The organism is Halalkalibacter sp. HAAS-P014, assembly GCF_056619965.1.
Genome location: NZ_JBWQTV010000016.1, coordinates 94248 through 109437 on the forward strand (window position 1 = coordinate 94248; position 15190 = coordinate 109437).

18 protein-coding genes are annotated in these 15190 nt (G+C 37.6%); 7 read left to right on the forward strand and 11 right to left on the reverse strand.

Annotated features, from left to right (window positions below; translation table 11 throughout):
• Positions 1–234 precede the first annotated feature (234 nt).
• Positions 235–438 (reverse strand): alpha/beta-type small acid-soluble spore protein, encoded by a 204-nt coding sequence (locus AC1FXZ_RS13215; protein WP_034628840.1) that lies wholly within the window; start codon positions 436–438, stop codon positions 235–237.
• A gap of 185 nt (positions 439–623) precedes the next feature.
• On the opposite strand from AC1FXZ_RS13215, the gene AC1FXZ_RS13220 reads away from it, so the two are divergent.
• Positions 624–1484 carry an MBL fold metallo-hydrolase gene (locus AC1FXZ_RS13220; RefSeq protein WP_480054367.1) on the forward strand — a complete coding sequence of 287 codons (861 nt, stop codon included), beginning with the start codon at positions 624–626 and terminating at the stop codon, positions 1482–1484.
• A gap of 82 nt (positions 1485–1566) precedes the next feature.
• On the opposite strand, the gene AC1FXZ_RS13225 is transcribed toward AC1FXZ_RS13220, so the two are convergent.
• Entirely contained in the window at positions 1567–1713 is a 147-nt protein-coding gene (locus AC1FXZ_RS13225; RefSeq protein WP_480054369.1) for a YycC family protein, read from the reverse strand.
• A 185-nt stretch (positions 1714–1898) separates the two neighbouring features.
• On the opposite strand from AC1FXZ_RS13225, the gene AC1FXZ_RS13230 reads away from it, so the two are divergent.
• The 6 genes from AC1FXZ_RS13230 to deoD all read left to right on the forward strand — a co-directional run bounded on the left by AC1FXZ_RS13230 (position 1899) and on the right by deoD (position 6974).
• Positions 1899–2393, forward strand: coding sequence for a L,D-transpeptidase family protein (locus tag AC1FXZ_RS13230; protein WP_480054371.1), 495 nt, complete (start codon positions 1899–1901; stop codon positions 2391–2393).
• A gap of 127 nt (positions 2394–2520) precedes the next feature.
• Positions 2521–3678 (forward strand): acyl-CoA dehydrogenase family protein, encoded by a 1158-nt coding sequence (locus tag AC1FXZ_RS13235; protein ID WP_480054374.1) that lies wholly within the window; start codon positions 2521–2523, stop codon positions 3676–3678.
• A 366-nt stretch (positions 3679–4044) separates the two neighbouring features.
• Entirely contained in the window at positions 4045–4410 is a 366-nt protein-coding gene (locus AC1FXZ_RS13240; RefSeq protein ID WP_480054376.1) for a Na-translocating system protein MpsC family protein, read from the forward strand.
• A 140-nt stretch (positions 4411–4550) separates the two neighbouring features.
• Complete coding sequence (locus AC1FXZ_RS13245; protein ID WP_480054378.1) at positions 4551–5564, forward strand: sodium-dependent bicarbonate transport family permease; 1014 nt, start codon at positions 4551–4553, stop codon at positions 5562–5564.
• Positions 5565–5577: 13 nt separating this feature from the next.
• Positions 5578–6108 carry a carbonic anhydrase gene (locus AC1FXZ_RS13250; RefSeq protein WP_480054380.1) on the forward strand — a complete coding sequence of 177 codons (531 nt, stop codon included), beginning with the start codon at positions 5578–5580 and terminating at the stop codon, positions 6106–6108.
• A 161-nt stretch (positions 6109–6269) separates the two neighbouring features.
• On the forward strand, positions 6270–6974 hold the full coding sequence (deoD, locus tag AC1FXZ_RS13255; protein ID WP_480054382.1) for a purine-nucleoside phosphorylase: 705 nt from the start codon (positions 6270–6272) through the stop codon (positions 6972–6974).
• A 103-nt stretch (positions 6975–7077) separates the two neighbouring features.
• On the opposite strand, the gene AC1FXZ_RS13260 is transcribed toward deoD, so the two are convergent.
• The 9 genes from AC1FXZ_RS13260 to AC1FXZ_RS13300 all read right to left on the reverse strand — a co-directional run bounded on the left by AC1FXZ_RS13260 (position 7078) and on the right by AC1FXZ_RS13300 (position 15103).
• A complete protein-coding gene (locus tag AC1FXZ_RS13260; RefSeq protein ID WP_480054384.1) occupies positions 7078–8379 on the reverse strand; it encodes a pyrimidine-nucleoside phosphorylase in 1302 nt (433 codons plus the stop codon).
• Positions 8380–8497: 118 nt separating this feature from the next.
• Positions 8498–9307 (reverse strand): purine-nucleoside phosphorylase, encoded by an 810-nt coding sequence (locus AC1FXZ_RS13265; protein ID WP_480054386.1) that lies wholly within the window; start codon positions 9305–9307, stop codon positions 8498–8500.
• Positions 9308–9396: 89 nt separating this feature from the next.
• Entirely contained in the window at positions 9397–10578 is a 1182-nt protein-coding gene (deoB, locus tag AC1FXZ_RS13270; protein WP_480054388.1) for a phosphopentomutase, read from the reverse strand.
• A gap of 96 nt (positions 10579–10674) precedes the next feature.
• The gene (gene xerD, locus AC1FXZ_RS13275) at positions 10675–11562 is read right to left on the reverse strand and encodes a site-specific tyrosine recombinase XerD (RefSeq protein WP_480054390.1); all 888 of its coding nucleotides are present in this window, start codon (positions 11560–11562) and stop codon (positions 10675–10677) included.
• A 28-nt stretch (positions 11563–11590) separates the two neighbouring features.
• On the reverse strand, positions 11591–11824 hold the full coding sequence (locus tag AC1FXZ_RS13280) for a YqzK family protein (RefSeq protein ID WP_480054392.1): 234 nt from the start codon (positions 11822–11824) through the stop codon (positions 11591–11593).
• A gap of 174 nt (positions 11825–11998) precedes the next feature.
• On the reverse strand, positions 11999–12457 hold the full coding sequence (gene fur, locus AC1FXZ_RS13285; RefSeq protein WP_480054394.1) for a ferric iron uptake transcriptional regulator: 459 nt from the start codon (positions 12455–12457) through the stop codon (positions 11999–12001).
• A 119-nt stretch (positions 12458–12576) separates the two neighbouring features.
• Positions 12577–13215 (reverse strand): stage II sporulation protein M, encoded by a 639-nt coding sequence (gene spoIIM / locus AC1FXZ_RS13290; RefSeq protein ID WP_480054396.1) that lies wholly within the window; start codon positions 13213–13215, stop codon positions 12577–12579.
• Positions 13216–13379: 164 nt separating this feature from the next.
• Entirely contained in the window at positions 13380–14564 is a 1185-nt protein-coding gene (locus tag AC1FXZ_RS13295; RefSeq protein WP_480054398.1) for an endonuclease Q family protein, read from the reverse strand.
• On the reverse strand, positions 14561–15103 hold the full coding sequence (locus tag AC1FXZ_RS13300) for an NUDIX hydrolase (protein ID WP_480054400.1): 543 nt from the start codon (positions 15101–15103) through the stop codon (positions 14561–14563). Before AC1FXZ_RS13300 ends, AC1FXZ_RS13295 begins: the two co-directional genes overlap by 4 nt.
• Positions 15104–15190: the final 87 nt, after the last annotated feature.

Genomic DNA, 15190 nt, shown 5'->3' on the forward strand with positions numbered 1-15190 from the left:
CGAATCCCCCGTTTTAAAAGAAGTATTTTAAATACATCTTAATCATAGGGGTGCAAGCAATAATAAGCAATATTCTAAATACATCTTTTGCTAAATTGTCACAACCTTCACTATTTTTTGTGATAAATTAGACAGAAAATTTATTGAGATTCAGGACATTTACAATAAAAAAATACCCCCATCTGTTTTGGTAGGGGTATTTATGATTAACATTTGTGGGCTAGGGATTTTTATTTAAAATTGAGAACCTCCAAGCTGTTGTTCAGCCTGTTGAACTAGACGTTTGGTGATCTCGCCTCCAACAGAACCGTTAGCACGTGCTGTTGCATCTGCACCTAGTTGTACACCAAACTCAGAAGCAATTTCATACTTCATTTGATCTAAAGCCTGTTCAACTCCAGGTACTAATAATTGGTTGCTACTGTTGTTGCTTGCCATTTTTAGTTCACCTCACTTTGTCGTATTCAGTAACTATTGTGTGAGACTCACTGAAACTTATGCAACTTTTTTGTTGGTAAAGTTTTCTTCTAAAAGCTGGAAGCCTTTACAAATACATAAAACTTTAAATAGAGTTAGAAACTAAACATGTTTCAATTAGTTTTATTTAGGAGGGAACAAATAACGTGGATCAAGAAATGCATTATAGCAAAGATAACAAATTTATACCGATTACATCCGTATCTGATGGAGTTATTCAAGAAGTCGCTCCTAATATTTATTGCTTACCTGTACAAGTTGTGAATGTTTGTTTCGTTGGTAATCCATCAAAAGCAAGTGAATGGGTATTAGTCGATACCGGCATGCCAAAATCTGCAGATATTATCCTTAATGCTTTAAAGGAAAAGTTTGGATCAGCACACCCTCCTCGAGCTATTGTTTTAACACACGGGCACTTTGACCATGTCGGAGCAATTGTAGAATTAGCTGAAAAGTGGGATGTGCCAATCTATGCTCATTCTGCTGAATTCCCTTTTTTAACAGGAAAAGAAAGCTATCCAGAACCTGATACAAGTGTAGAAGGAGGGCTTATTGCAAAAATGTCCTCCTTGTTTCCTAATGGACCTACCCAATTAGGAAGTCGATTAAAAGAACTGCCTAAAGACCATCGTATTCCGGAAATGCCTGGTTGGAGATGGATCCACACACCAGGTCATACACCAGGTCATTGCTCTTTTATAAGGATTGAAGACAATGCATTAATCGTGGGTGATGCTTTTGTAACAGTGAAGCAGGATTCCCTCTATAAAGTACTAACTCAAGAAAAGGAAATAAATGGACCACCTCGATACTTAACTACAGATTGGGAAGCAGCTTGGGAATCTGTTGGCATCTTAAAACATTTAGAACCTACCGTTGCTATCACTGGCCATGGGCTGCCCATGTACGGTGAAGAATTAGCAAAAAATTTAGATCAACTAGCGAAAGATTTTGATAAAATCGCTATTCCTGATTATGGACGCTATGTCGATCCGACTATCCACTAGATATTAATTAGGTATCCCAAGGAAGAACCTTGAGGATACCTTTTTTCTATATAGCTACACAATTTCTTGCATACTATTTTCTTTACTTCTCTTCTTTTTCTTTCTCCTGAAGCTCAGCTAGCTTCGCTAACAGAATGTGCTGTGGCATGTGCATGATTTGCTCAATTGGGACATTTAGAGATTTGGAAAGCTTTTGAGCCGTATCTGCAGAAATTTGTAATGGTCTCATTATGTAAGACCCCTTTCCTTATAGTTTAATGATATATATATTTAATCATAAAACCAGACAATGGTTCAATGCTAGTCTCTTTCCTTTTACATATAACCTCCTTTTTACACCTAACTACAAAAAAAGATTCTATTCAAGTAAACCAAACATACGAATATAGAAAATATGATTGGAGGTATTTTTTTATGATTCATACCGTACAAGCAGGTGAGACCTTATTTTCGATCTCCGAAGATTACCGAGTCCCGATTGAATCCATCATCACAGCCAATCCTGGTATTGATCCAAATGTTATATTAGTAGGGCAAAATATAGTAATCCCCGGTCTTCCTTCCCCTTACTCCATTCCATATTCAATCCATGTCTCTTTGACTGATCGAACATTAACTTTAATGTTCGAAGGTCAGATTCAGAAAGTTTATCCCATTGCTGTCGGACGCGTACTTCATGAGACACCAATAGGAGATTTTATTATCATTAACAAAGCACCTAATCCAGGTGGGGCTTTTGGTACAATGTGGATGAGCCTTTCCAAAAAGCATTATGGCATTCATGGTACAAATGATCCAGGTTCCATCGGACAATATGTTTCACGTGGTTGTATTCGTATGTTTAATCACGATGTCGAAGAACTAGCAAGAACAATCCCAATTGGAACAGCTGTATTCATTCGACCTTAATTCCTGTGCTTGTTCAAATAAGGTTCTCTCTTTTGAACAAGTACTAATCAATGAATTATTACCAATGCCTCTTTGCCTCCAAACCGTTGTGGTAAACTAATGAAGATGAAAGATTGGAGGTCACTGTATGAAACTTCTAACAACAAACTCAGCAGAAGATCGCAAGCAAATTTTGAAGGATATCGCTGGTACTTTTTCTTCTCGTGCACAAAAGCATGACGAAGAAAATACATTCCCGATGGAAAATATACAAGATTTAAAAGAAATCGGATACACAACCTTAACCGTACCAAGAATTTATGGAGGAAAAGAACTCCCTTTATTAGAATGGCTTCAATTGCAAGAAATCATTGCTACATATGACGGGTCTACAGCTCTATCAATTGGTTGGCATATGGGGATTGTTTCACAATTAAATGAAAACAAATCATGGTCCAAGAGCATTCTCGATCGCGTTTTTTATGAAGTAAGATATGAAGGGAAATTACTTAATGCCGCCTCATCTGAACGAGAAACAGGGAGTCCTACTCGTGGTGGAAAGCCGACAACAAAAGCGAAAAGGGATAATGATAGTTGGATTATTACAGGCCGTAAGAGTTTCACCTCTATGGCTCCAGCTCTTGATTACTATATTGTTTCTGCAACAATGGAAAATGGTCAAATAGGGAATTTTTTAGTCCATAGCTCTGCAACCGGGATAAAAATAGAAGAAACTTGGAACTCGATTGCCATGCGAGGGACAGCTAGTCACGACCTATATTTAAGTAATGTCAAAATTCCACTTGACCATTTTGTTGAAACGATCCAACAAAAAAACAGAAGACCAACTGGGTGGCTGTTACATATACCTGCATGTTACCTTGGAATAGCTCAGGCCGCTCAATCCTATGCAATCAACTTCGCAAAGTCTTATACACCAAATAGTCTTTCTCACCCGATAAAAGACCTGCAAACTATCCAAATGAAAACTGGAGAAAATGAAGCGGATCTAATCCAAGCTCGCCACTTTCTCTATGGGGTCGCTCTAAAATGGGATAATAGTCCTCCTGAAGAGCGAGCACATATGCAAGGTGAATTAGGAGCTGTGAAGTACCACGTTGTTAACAGTGCTATCAAGATCGTCGATCGTGCGATGCGAATCGTTGGAGCTCAAAGCTTGTATAGGGAAAATGCCATCCAGCGTTATTATCGTGATATTCGCGCTGGTCTTCATAATCCACCGATGGATGATGGTACTTTGCTTTTACTCGCTTCTGAAGCTTTTAAATTCTCAAGCGAAGAGTAAATGTCAAGTATCATTATTAAAAATATATTGACAATTTCAAAATTACACGCTAATATTTAAATAGTTTACAATCCGAGAGATCAGATGATAAAGATTTGGAGTACTGTTTTCCTTAGCACACTATTGATTTACATCGGTCGTGTGAAAAGGCCAAACATAGCTTCACACTTATGCATTAACGATAATTCGAGGTTGTCTCAAAACAAGTTCTTTTCCGTGTTCAGTGGATGAAAAGAGCCATTATGAGACAACCTCATTTTTTTCTAGTGAAATATAAAATGACTGTAACAAATAACGAATTTGTTGATGGAAATCTATTAAAATAATTGAACACTAACTTTATTTATTGCTCCAAGGAGGTTTACTATGTCACAAACAAAGGGAACAACAGAAGCCACGATCTCAAAAGCCTTAACGCAATGGGAAAAGGATTTCTTAGGCAGAGGGTCTGTTTCTGTAAAAACAGACATTATCCGAGATATGATTATCGTTACATTAAAAGGCGTTCTAACCCCTGCTGAATATGCTCTTTGTCAAAAAGTTGAAGGAAGATTATCAATAAAAAAGATCAGATGTGAACTTGTAGAGTCGGGTCGTGAAACGTTAGGACAATTAATTGAACAATTAACAGGGATTGAAGTTGTTACATTTCACACTGATATAAGTACGAAAACAGGAGAACGTATTATGGTATTTCGCCTAGCAAAAGATCTAGAAAAAAAGATAGGTTAATAATGAACCGGGAGAGCTTTAAAAAGCATAAAAATGCTAGTTAAAGGTAAACCGACAATTATAAGAAGCAGTTCGCAAGCTAATTGTAGCGACTGTTCCTATAATTGTCGGTTTTTTTTATGAACAAGGAGGAATGAGAGATGTATGAAATCATAATCCAAAATTTATTATCACCTGTTGTATTGTTTTTTGTTTTAGGGTTAGTTGCGGCGCTTCTAAAATCAGATTTAAAGTTCCCCAGTGCCCTAAGTGAAACACTTAGCATTTTCTTACTGATTGCAATTGGCTTAAAAGGAGGAATTGAACTTTCAAAATACACATTATCTGAAGTAATGAGCCCTGTAATCGCAACATTGTTTTTGGGCTCAATCTTACCGATTGTTACCCTTCTTTTGCTTAAAACCATTAAGCTTGATAAAAAAAATGCCATTGCACTTGCAGCAACATACGGCTCGGTGAGTATTGTTACGTATGGGGCAGCTATTTCATTTCTAGAGCAAACAGGGACCACATATGAAGGCTTTATGAATGCGATGGTCGTTCTAATGGAAAGCCCAGCTATTATCATTTCATTAATTTTGCTGAAAATAATGGATCAAAAAAAGACGGGAGAGCCCTACTCTTCGAAAAATATTGCCTTTGCATCTCCTGTGACTGCTTGGATTGATAAAGATGTCTTGAAAGAGGCCTTATTTGGAAAGAGTATATTGCTGTTAATCGGCGCCCTTGTTATTGGACTAATTGCTGGTGAACGAGCCATCCCTGCTGTCCAACCACTATTTATCGATTTATATAGTAGTATTTTGATTCTCTTTTTACTTGGAATGGGACTTACTGCTGGTGAACGTTTGCCAGAAGTTCGAAAACACGGCCCTCAACTGATGCTGTTTGGTATTATTATGCCCATTGTTGGAGGGGCATTAGGTGTACTAGTAGGATATATTACTGGGCTATCACTAGGTGGAATGACACTAATGGGAGTACTCTCCGGTAGTGCGTCATATATCGCGGCACCGGCAGCCCTTCGTACCTCTGTACCTGAGGCTAATCCATCCGTTTATTTAGGACTCGCACTTGGGATTACGTTCCCGTTTAACTTAATAATTGGGATTCCACTTTATTATCAATTCGCTCAATGGCTGTTACTATTGTAAGGAGGTTCTTATTATGTTACAGATGAATGAAACAACCCCCATTAAAAAAGTACTTGTTATTAGTGATAGTAATCACGAATTTCAGCTACAACTTCCTAAAATACTAAATATCGATCCCTCTCACTTACTCGTTCTTTCAAGTGTAGGAGCCACTGTCAATCAACCATATGGCTGTTTAGTACGGAATATTATTTTAGAAATTTACCAACAGAGTATTGAGCAAATCTATCTAATTGCTCCAATTGACCATACGTACCCTAAAGTGAATCCATCGACCTTACTTAATAAGTTTGAAAATGATGGGATTAGTCAAGAACTCCTCGATACTATAGACTACAGCCGGGTCATGAAAGATGATATCATTTCTTGGATTAAAGGAAGCGATACTGATATTGAAGAAACGTTACTAAATAGCCTTACTTTATTAAATAAACATCCACTTATACCAAATCGTATTTCCATATCAGCCTTTACAGTTGATTTACAAACTGGAAAGCTTACAGAGGTTCAAGAACAAAGTAAAACAGAAACAGGCATTGGCTAATGAACAATAGGTGCTGTCCCAATAGGTGCGAATCTAACCTTTTTGGACAGCACCTGTTATTTAACGTCCAGATCTCCTAAAATTTGAGTTGACGAACGTTTATGTTATAGTAAATGATAAATAATGCCTTATTTTTTTAGGCAGTCATTAGGAGGTTAAATATGAGTGTACATATTGGAGCAAAACAAGGTGAAATAGCTGAAACAATCCTTTTACCTGGGGATCCTTTACGAGCTAAATACATTGCAGATACATTTTTAGAAGATGCTGTTTGCTATAATGAAGTGAGAGGAATGTTAGGATTTACAGGTACCTATAAAGGCGAACGTATTTCTGTTCAAGGGACCGGTATGGGAGTACCTTCTATTTCAATTTATATTAATGAGCTAATGCAAGAATATAACGTACAAAATTTAATACGTGTTGGAACCTGTGGTGCGATCCAAAAAGACGTCAAGGTCCGTGACGTTATTTTAGCGATGAGTGCTTCAACGGATTCACAAATGAACCGTCTAACATTTGGTGGTGTAGATTACGCTCCTACAGCAAATTTTGATTTATTAAAAAAGGCGTATGATGTTGGTCTAGAAAAAGGCTTAAACTTAAAAGTAGGAAACGTTTTTACTGCTGATATGTTCTATAATGACAATGCAGAGCTTGAAAAATGGGCTAATTACGGTGTGTTAGCTGTTGAAATGGAAAGCGCGGCTTTATATACATTAGCTGCAAAATTCGGTAGAAATGCCCTATCAGTCCTAACCGTTAGTGATCACATTTTAACTGGCGAAGAAACGACATCAGAAGAACGCCAAACAACATTTAGCGATATGATGGAAGTTGCTTTAGAAGCAACAACAAAAAAATAATTACCAAAGCTTGAAGACTAGATTTCTGGCCTTCAAGCTTTACTATTGTTTCATTAAAAAAGCAGACCAATCATGGTCCACTTTTTTATTCATTCTTTTATAATTATTTGATCTCATTATATATTAAAGTTGGCTTTTCAACCCTGCCATCTGCAAACGAATAAGCTGTTTGTATCATCTCAATCACATCATTAACATCTTCCTTATTCGCATGAAGGGTAGCTATTGTTTCTCCTGTTTGAACAGAATCACCAATCTTTTTATTTAAAACAATCCCTACAGCTAAATCTATATTTGATTCTTTCGTCACTCGACCAGCTCCAAGTAACATAGCTGCGGTTCCAATTTTATCGGCGACAATCGCTTGAACTGTTCCTGATTGCGTTGCTTTTACTTCAATTTGATATTTCGCTTGTGGTAGTTTCTTTAAGTCATCAACGACCGTTGGATCGCCATTTTGCGATTGAATGAACACTTTCAACGATTCTAGTGCCTTACCATTTATAATTACATTCTCAAGCATTTGGCGAGCTTCTTCGATTGTAGATGCTTTCTTTGCTAAAAAGACCATTTGACTTCCTAATGTTAGACACAACTCTCGTAGATCATCCGGTCCTTCTCCTCTTAGCATCTCAATTGCTTCTTTTACCTCAAGAGCATTTCCAATCGTATAACCTAGTGGCTGATTCATATCAGAGATGATAGCCATCGTCTCACGTCCAAGGCTTTTCCCAATCGCAACCATTGCTTCTGCTAACTCTTTCGATTGATCAAGTTCTTTCATAAATGCACCAGATCCTGTCTTCACATCAAGTACGATGGCATCGGCTCCAGAAGCTATTTTTTTACTCATGATTGAACTTGCTATTAGTGGAATTGAATTAACAGTTGCCGTTACATCCCTTAGTCCATAAAGTTTTTTATCTGCCGGTGTGAGATTGCCTGTTTGACCGACAACAGCTAGCTTATTCGTATTTACTAGCTTTGTAAAATGTGCTGTGTCAATTTCAACACTAAATCCAGGGATTGCTTCAAGCTTATCAATTGTGCCCCCTGTATGGCCTAGCCCTCTTCCTGACATTTTCGCTACTGGAACCCCAACAGCTGCTACTAATGGCGCTAAAGCGATAGTCGTTTTATCACCTACCCCACCCGTTGAGTGTTTATCTACTTTTACACCTTCAATTGCCGATAAGTCAATTTGGTCTCCTGATTCTACCATGGCCATTGTTAACTCAGCTCGCTCATTTGTTGTCATGTCTTGGAAGAATATTGCCATTGCAAACGCTGCAATTTGATAGTCAGGAATATCGCCTTTTGTATAGCCCTCAATGACAAAGCGAATCTCCTCTTTTGTTAACTCATGACCGTCACGTTTTTTTTCAATAAGGTCAACCATACGCATTTGTAACACATCTCCTTTTACACTTTGTATCCTCGTGAGGACTTTCTCATCAGAACATCACTCGAAATTTCCTTCATGAAAGTGGTTCCAATTTTAATTATTTTGTAGTCACTTTTCCTTACATTTCTTTAGCAATTGCTTTCACAAGAGCTAGAAAATCTGATTTCACTTTTTCAGTTGTTTCGATAACTTCATCATGTGTTAGTGGTTGGGGTAATATTCCCGCAGCCATATTCGAAATGCAAGAAACCCCAAGTACTTCAAGTCCTGCATGGCAGGCAACAATTACTTCTGGAACCGTTGACATTCCCACTGCATCCGCACCCAGTTTACGAAGCATTCGTATTTCAGCTGGTGTCTCATAGGTAGGTCCAGTGTTTCCAACATAAACCCCTTCTCGAATAGGTATATTTAATTTTTCAGCTTGTTTGTGTGCAAGCTCTCTTAATGATGGGGAGTAGGCACTTGACATATCAGGAAAACGAACTCCGAATTCATCATCATTTGGTCCAATTAACGGGTTTTGACCCATATTATTTATGTGATCATTAATGATCATTAGATCACCTGGCTCGTACTGTTCATTCACACCACCTGCAGCATTCGTGACTATAATTTGTTCTACCCCCAATTTCTTCATGACTCGAACAGGAAAAGTAACAATATCCATACTATAACCTTCATAAAAATGAAAGCGCCCTTGCATCGCTACAACTTGTTTACCTTCTAAAGTTCCAAATACCAATTGGCCAGCATGTCCTGACACCGTTGAAACCGGGAAGTTTGGAATTTCATTATACGGTACCTTAATTGGATTTTGAATCTCATCTGCTAGAACCCCTAAGCCTGATCCAAGTATCAGACCAATCGTTGGTGTCTCCTCAATTTTCTCACGTAAATATGAAACTGTTTGTTCAATCATTGCCATGTTTTTTCTTCCTCCTTAAAATAGAGAGGCACCAAAGGAACAAATGCCCTTTTTCATTGTCCTTGAGAAGCCTCTCTTTTTCACAATTATTATAATTCGTTTAAAAAGCTTCTCCCATGCTTAGGAAGCTTTAAGCCAAAGTTATCTGCAATTGTTGCTCCGACATCAGCAAAAGTTTGACGTGTACCAAGGTCTTTAGCTTCTCTTTGTAACTTGTTGTAAACTAGAAGTGGTACAAGCTCTCGTGTGTGATCTGTACCATGATGCGTTGGATCATTTCCATGGTCTGCTGTGATAATGAGTAAATCATTATCCTTAAGCTCCTCTATTACCTGTTTTAACTGGCAATCATATTGCTCTAATGCTTTTCCGTATCCAATTGGATCACGTCGATGTCCATATAAAGCATCAAAGTCTACTAAATTCAAAAAACTTAGTCCCGTAAAAGGCTTACGGATTGTGCCCAATAATTTCTCCATTCCATCATCGTTTGAAACCGTTCTGATTGATTCGGTCACACCCTCGCCATCATAAATATCCGAAATTTTACCGAGTGCGATCGAATCAAACCCACTGTCGGCTAACTCATTCATAACAGTACGATCAAACGGCTTTAATGCATAATCATGACGATTGGACGTACGAACCCAATTACCCTCTTCTCCTACAAATGGCCGTGCAATAATTCGCCCGATCATATATTTAGGATCAAGCGTAATTTTACGTGCTTTTTCGCAAATTTCATATAGCTCTTCAATCGGAACAATGTCCTCATGTGCAGCAATCTGCAGCACCGAGTCAGCAGAAGTATAGACAATAAGGTTACCAGTCTTCACATGTTCTGCTCCGAGTTCGTCTAATATTTCCGTCCCTGATGCTACTTTATTTCCGATCATTTTCCGGCCCCATTGCTTTTCAAGCTCATCAACTAGCTCTTGTGGAAAGCCATTCGGGAACACTTGAAACGGCTCTTTAATATGTAACCCCATTAACTCCCAATGCCCTGTCATCGTATCTTTTCCACTTGAAGCCTCTTGCATTATTCCGTAATGGGCTAGTGGCTTATCTACTTTAGCTATCCCCCTTATCTCTCGAATATGACTTAAACCTAATGCAGCCATATTCGGCATATTAAGTCCGTTCATTTTTTCAGCTATATGTCCAAGCGTATGAGACCCTTTATCCCCAAACTTGGCTGCATCTGGTGCTTCGCCAATGCCTACTGAATCCATTACAATTAAGAAAATACGATCATAACGATAATTATTCACACAAAATTCCTCCTTTTATTCTATACTATGCCCTACTTTTCATTTGATTTGAAAACTAAACTGTTGTCAGAAGTCTGACCTCTTTAGATAAATGTTCTATGCTCTGGGATGATACTGAGCATAGACATCTTTCATACGCGCTTTTGTTACATGTGTATAAATTTGTGTTGTAGAAATATCAACATGTCCTAACATCTCTTGAACTGCTCTTAAATCAGCACCATTCTCAAGCAAATGTGTGGCAAAGGAATGCCTAAGGGTATGTGGTGTTAACGGTTTATCGATGTTTGCCTTACTAGCAAGCTGCTTAAGAATTTTCCAAAACCCTTGTCGTGAAAGTGGCCTGCCATGATGATTTACAAATAACACATCATGACGCTGTTTTTTCATCAGCGAAAGGCGACAAGATTCTAAATATCTTTTTAAAGCTGTTGTTGCTTCCCCACCGAGTGGGATAATGCGTTCTTTGTTGCCCTTCCCCATACATCTTACAAACCCCATTGATAAATGGGTATCAGTCACAGTAAGGTTGATTAGTTCAGAAACACGCATTCCGGTAGCATACAACGTTTCTAACATCGCCTTATTCCGAATTGAAATCAAGTCATTATCAGAAGGAGACTCAAGTAACGACTCAACCTCTTCCATTGATAAGATTTTAGGTAGACGTTTTGCCCTTTTTGGTATATCTAAATGAACTGAAGGATCCTTGTCGGCCAATTTTTCACGAAGCAAGAACTGATGAAACGAGCGAATTGAAGCAATCGTTCTTGCAATGCTTGTCTCTGCACGTCCATTGTCTTTAAGAAAATACAAATACTCAACGATTGTCTGCCGATCAATTTCATTAACCATTTTTCCCTCAACGTTACGAACATAAAGCTCGTACTGTTTCAAGTCACGCTTATACGATTGGATAGTATTTTGAGCTAACCCACGTTCTACTTGTATGTACTGTAGAAACTCATTTATTTCCTGTTCCACCTGTATCGCCCCTATAATGAGCTAACGATCATTCTCCTTCTTGATAGAACAGCATTAAACGCTCAATCCAAGAAGCTGAATTCCCTCCATCTTGTTCCATTTGGAAGACTTTTACCGCTTTTCCTTGAGGTTCATCATAGCGATGATAGCTCTCATATTCTTGACTTACCCATAGAATACCATAATAGAAGAGAAGTGTGCATCCTATAAATAAAAGAAATACTTTTAAGGTTTGAATGACAAGTTGCAACCAAGACTTCATGGGACATACCTCCACTTATACCTTCTTGTACGAACCCCTTTTTAACAAGCTATGCCAAAAACCAATAGGATTATACCTAAAATAAGTTGTCGTTTTAATATTTATAAAAGATAGGAACGTTAAAAAGCAAATGAGAGTCCCACTTCATATAGAACAGAACTCTCATTTGCTTTTTTATTCGCCCTTAACTTCTTCTTTTTGATTACAACGATGACAGATACCATGAAAGGTTAAACGGTGATCTTTAATCTTAAAATTCCAGTCACGTTCAACTACCTCTTCCACATCACCTAACAAATCCTCCTGTATTTCATCAACCGCTCCACATTCAATACAAACAAGATGATGGTGAAAGTGGGCAGCTCCTTCTTGACGTAAATCAAAACGAGATACACCATCACCAAAATTTATTTTATCAACTATCTTTAATTCAGCTAATAGTTCAAGTGTCCGATAAACAGTGGCTAGTCCAATTTCAGGTGACTTTTCTTTTACGAGGAGGTAAACGTCTTCTGCACTTAAATGATCTTCCTCGTGTTCAAGCAGGACACGCACAGTTGCTTCCCGTTGTGGTGTAAGCTTGTAACTTTGTGAGTGCAGGTGCTTTTTGATTCGTTCAAGCCTTTTCTCCATTTGCAATGCCTCCCCTCGAGCATTTTCCCTTCCCTTATTATAATCACTCAAAAAAACAGTGTCAATCGATAATGATTCTTATTTAAACTATAATAACGATTATCACTTTAGAATTAATATTAAATGTTACCAATAACCCATTTCATTAAAGCTGGAGAAACATAAGCTTCGAATGCCGATGCAAACACAAGAGCAAAACCAACACACATAATGAGTAGAGAATATTTGAGAAATTGCGGGAAAACAGCAACATTAGCTCGCTTCATAAATTGTTGCCGAACCATTTTTAAACAAAATGAAATACTTGCTGTTCCAACGATGATAAAAGCAGGTACGAGAATAAAGTTTTGTGGCATGATTGAGACAAAGGATAAGAAAAATCCTGTCATTCCCATCTGATTCACAAGAAATCCGACTGTAAAACCTACAACAACCCCTTTTAAAAAGAGAAGGATAAGGATAATAGGTAAACCTATAATTGATAACCCTAAAATCCACATTAGTCCGAAATACTTGGCGTAATGAGCAAAGCTCTGTGTGAATATTGATGATGACTGAGCTAACTCCCCTTGCTGAACATGTCCAAAAAATTGATTTAAATACGTATATAAATCATGCTTTTGCGTTAAGCTCAAGCTATTAACGACAATCGCACCAAAAACAATTCCAATTAAAAAAAGCACTGTAGTAAATACATAAATTGTCCGGTTTTCTTCTAAATGGGTTGCTAACCTCTCTCGCAAACCATACTTCATCATGTCAAGACCTCCTCTTTTGCTCTTAATTAACTCTATGAGACTTCGTTGAAATCTATGACCATGATGCTTCTATTATTTTCTTGAGAAAAAGTGAGTAACGAATAAGAAGGCTTCGACACTCTTATAGTAATATCCCTCCCCCATTTCCTACAAAAAGATTCACGTCACTGTTTGTTGTCGTTGTCTATTTTCCCATACATCCCACCACCTCCAGCAGTAATAGAAAGTGTACCGTTACGCGCATTCATAATAGTTTCTACTATATTAGAGCGAACAACTTGCTCCAATTCTTCTCTTGTAACAGAATGAATGATGTTCATATCGGTTCCAAATTGGCTTCTCAGCTTTTTTAACGTTTGCTTCCCTAATTTCGGGATAAATTCTAATGGTACTTGATGAATATACGGTGGACGATGGACTTTTTCTTTCCTACTAGAAGATAGCTCTTTTAATCGATCATATACTCCTTTGATAACTTTGTCTGACTTACATTCTGTACAATGTCCTGTCTGGCTCATTTGTCCAGAACATACCGCACAAATTGTTCGATAATACTTTCCTAATAATGGATTAAGGCCATAATTACCAATGATCCCCCTACCATTTTTATTTTGTAATGCTAACTTTAGCTCTGCAAATGAAGGGGTTTCCATTGCGATTATTTGATACTCTCTTGCAATTTTCTCTAGCGAATGCGCATCACTATTTGTTAAATACGTATAATGATGTAATTCTTTTATTTGATCAGCCATTGATGTATCACTGCTTAGACCAAGCTCAATTGCATCAATTAAATTAGGGTCTAACACTTCACTAAGACTTGTTGCTACCCCTTTGCCATATAAACTTTTAAAAGGGGTAAACACATGTGCAGGAATAAACAACCCTTCTAGTTCTTGAACTTTCTGTTGCAGTACTTTAGCATTCTCATATATTCTTTGAGAACTTAAAGTTGGATTTCTCATACGTTCAGCCAACCAATAGCTAAATTGTTTCATTTTTTTTACTGTAGGCATATACGCTAATACGTGGATAGGTCCTTTACAGTTTTCATCATAAAGTTCTATTTCTGTTCCTAGAATAACTGTTACCCCTGAATAGTTAACACCTCCACCATTTAATGGAAATGCCACTTTATTTGCGATATCCTCATCTATTTCATTCAGTACTTCTGCTACATGACAATCAATAATTCCAACAATGTCAATACCTTTTGTATCTACAGCAAAACGAATAATAGATTTCAACGTCAAAGAAGGAGCAGCTGTTATTTTTACCACTGCCCCTAAACGAGTCCTTCCAATATGAATATGTAAATCTGCAATGTAGTTCCGAACAGCACTCATCATTTCAGACTCTCTTTCATCTTTAAATATAAAATAGCATAAGCCGTTTTTGCATCATGAATGACTTGATCCTCAACCATTTGTTCAGCTTCTGTAAGACTCACTTCTATTACATCTAAAAATTCATCATCATCCATGTTAGTAGTACCTTGTTCGAGTTGATCTGTATAGTAAAGATAAATTAATTCATCTGCAAATCCTGGTGAAGTATAAAAGGAAAGAAGTAACTCCAACTTTTCCGTCCTGTAACCTGTTTCTTCTTCTAATTCTCTTTTAGCTGATTCTAGTGGCTCTTCTCCTTTTTCAAGCTTTCCTGCAGGAATTTCCACTATGGTCTTTCCTAATGCTTTCCTATATTGCCGGACTAGTACGATTTTCCCCTCTTTTGTTATAGGAATAATTGCCACAGCTCCAGGGTGTTTAACAATTTCACGAGAACTTATTTTTCCATTCGGAAGCTCCACATCCTGTACCTCTAATTCAATTACTCGTCCTTTAAAAATTTCTGTTGCTTTGACCGTCTTCTCATTTAAATGATCCATGGTCTCCTCCACTTCTATTTAAAATTTTGTTGTTGATAAAATCTGTTCTTTTTCCCACACAACCTTCATAAGAGTGTAGCATAATCT

What these genes read in the sequence shown, in the direction of transcription:
- AC1FXZ_RS13245 (WP_480054378.1), top strand. Translation starts at nt 4,551, where the DNA reads ATGTATGAAATCATAATCCAAAATTTATTATCACCTGTTGTATTGTTT.
- fur (WP_480054394.1), bottom strand. Translation starts at nt 12,457, where the DNA reads ATGGAGAAAAGGCTTGAACGAATCAAAAAGCACCTGCACTCACAAAGT.
- AC1FXZ_RS13225 (WP_480054369.1), bottom strand. Translation starts at nt 1,713, where the DNA reads ATGAGACCATTACAAATTTCTGCAGATACGGCTCAAAAGCTTTCCAAA.
- AC1FXZ_RS13300 (WP_480054400.1), bottom strand. Translation starts at nt 15,103, where the DNA reads ATGGATCATTTAAATGAGAAGACGGTCAAAGCAACAGAAATTTTTAAA.
- AC1FXZ_RS13215 (WP_034628840.1), bottom strand. Translation starts at nt 438, where the DNA reads ATGGCAAGCAACAACAGTAGCAACCAATTATTAGTACCTGGAGTTGAA.
- AC1FXZ_RS13280 (WP_480054392.1), bottom strand. Translation starts at nt 11,824, where the DNA reads ATGAAGTCTTGGTTGCAACTTGTCATTCAAACCTTAAAAGTATTTCTT.
- AC1FXZ_RS13240 (WP_480054376.1), top strand. Translation starts at nt 4,045, where the DNA reads ATGTCACAAACAAAGGGAACAACAGAAGCCACGATCTCAAAAGCCTTA.
- AC1FXZ_RS13265 (WP_480054386.1), bottom strand. Translation starts at nt 9,307, where the DNA reads ATGGCAATGATTGAACAAACAGTTTCATATTTACGTGAGAAAATTGAG.
- AC1FXZ_RS13235 (WP_480054374.1), top strand. Translation starts at nt 2,521, where the DNA reads ATGAAACTTCTAACAACAAACTCAGCAGAAGATCGCAAGCAAATTTTG.
- AC1FXZ_RS13230 (WP_480054371.1), top strand. Translation starts at nt 1,899, where the DNA reads ATGATTCATACCGTACAAGCAGGTGAGACCTTATTTTCGATCTCCGAA.
- AC1FXZ_RS13295 (WP_480054398.1), bottom strand. Translation starts at nt 14,564, where the DNA reads ATGATGAGTGCTGTTCGGAACTACATTGCAGATTTACATATTCATATT.
- AC1FXZ_RS13250 (WP_480054380.1), top strand. Translation starts at nt 5,578, where the DNA reads ATGTTACAGATGAATGAAACAACCCCCATTAAAAAAGTACTTGTTATT.
- deoD (WP_480054382.1), top strand. Translation starts at nt 6,270, where the DNA reads ATGAGTGTACATATTGGAGCAAAACAAGGTGAAATAGCTGAAACAATC.
- AC1FXZ_RS13260 (WP_480054384.1), bottom strand. Translation starts at nt 8,379, where the DNA reads ATGCGTATGGTTGACCTTATTGAAAAAAAACGTGACGGTCATGAGTTA.
- spoIIM (WP_480054396.1), bottom strand. Translation starts at nt 13,215, where the DNA reads ATGATGAAGTATGGTTTGCGAGAGAGGTTAGCAACCCATTTAGAAGAA.